Origin of the sequence: Bacillus sp. MYb56 (genome assembly GCF_002976445.1) — a bacterium.
Lineage (GTDB): Bacteria > Bacillota > Bacilli > Bacillales > Bacillaceae_G > Bacillus_A > Bacillus_A mycoides.
This window is the reverse complement of sequence record NZ_PCOH01000120.1, coordinates 1-1,434: the sequence shown is the minus strand read 5'-3', so window position 1 is coordinate 1,434 and position 1,434 is coordinate 1. Positions and strand designations below refer to the sequence as shown.

Genomic DNA, 1,434 nt, shown 5'->3' with positions numbered 1-1,434 from the left:
TGAAGTGCACCCCAATTGTTAGACACGGTCTAACAATTGGAGGTGCATTTTTTATGGCTAAATTTTCTTCAAAAGAAAAAATCCAAGCGGTGAAACGATATTTAGATGGTTCAGAAAGTGGAGAAACAATTGCTAAATCTATAGGAGTTACTCCTGTTTTACTTCGCGAGTGGATTAGACGATATGAATCTTCAGGTGAAAAGGCCTTTGAAAAGCGCTATACATTCTACTCAGCTCAGTATAAACTAGATGTACTTTATTATATGAATGAACACGGGACATCTATCAGAGAAACAGCGGCACTTTTCAATATTCCGTCTTATGAAACACTTCGGAAATGGAAAATAGCGTATGAAACAGGAGGATTGGATGCCCTACAATCAAAGAAAAAGGGGCGTCCAACCATGAAAGATAAAAATATAAAACCAGTAGTTGAAGGATCAATCGAAGCCTTACAAGCGGAAAATGAACGTTTACGTATGGAAAATGCATATTTAAAAAAGTTGAATGCCTTAGTTCAAAACAAGGAAAAATCACAAAACAAGACAAAGCGGAAGTAATCTATGAGTTAAGGCATGAATTTCCTGTTAAGGAGTTACTTAAACTCGCTAATATTCCGCGTAGTACGTACTATTATTGGATAAAACAGTTCAATCGTCCTGATCCAAATGCGGAGGTAAAAGCACTGATTCAAGCTATTTATGATGAACACGATGGGTGTTATGGCTATCGTCGTATTCGCGATGAACTTATGAATCGTGGGCACAAAGTAAATCATAAAAAGGTGTATCGTCTTATGAAAGAATTAGGGTTAAAATGTCTGGTTCGTATAAAAAAATATCGCTCTTATAAAGGGACAGTTGGGAAAATTGCGCCGAATATTTTAAATCGCAACTTCCAATCTGAAAAACCAAATGAGAAGTGGGTTACAGATATTACGGAGTTTAAGTTATTTGGGGAGAAGTTATATCTATCGCCAATATTGGATTTATTTAATGGTGAAATTATCACCTATACCATTGGTTCAAGACCTACCTATTCCCTTGTTTCAACAATGTTAGATCAAGCTTTTGAACGTGTAACAGATCAGGATAAACTCCTCATTCACTCTGATCAAGGCTGGCACTATCAAATGAAACAATACCGTCATTCTCTTACGAAGTGTGGCATAACTCAAAGTATGTCTCGTAAAGGAAACTGTTATGACAATGCCGTTATTGAAAATTTCTTCGGTATCATGAAATCGGAATTTCTGTATCGAAAAGAATTTGAAAGTATAACACATTTCAAACAAGAATTAGCAAAGTATATAGAATACTATAATCATAAAAGAATTAAGGCAAAATTAAAGGGTATGAGCCCGGTACAATACCGGGCTCATACCCTAGAGGCTGCCTAATGAAACGACCTGTCTAACTTTCGGGGGTCACTTCA

The 1,434-nt window shown here is 36.3% G+C and carries 1 protein-coding gene; it reads left to right on the top strand.

What is annotated here, in order from left to right:
* The first annotated feature begins 53 nt into the window (after positions 1-53).
* Positions 54-1,399, top strand: a protein-coding gene (locus tag CQ058_RS31290) for an IS3 family transposase (protein ID WP_105590273.1) whose coding sequence is annotated in 2 segments (ribosomal slippage) — positions 54-495 and positions 495-1,399 — 1,347 coding nt in all. Because the reading frame shifts where the segments join, the coding sequence is not laid out codon by codon here.
* Positions 1,400-1,434 lie beyond the last annotated feature (35 nt).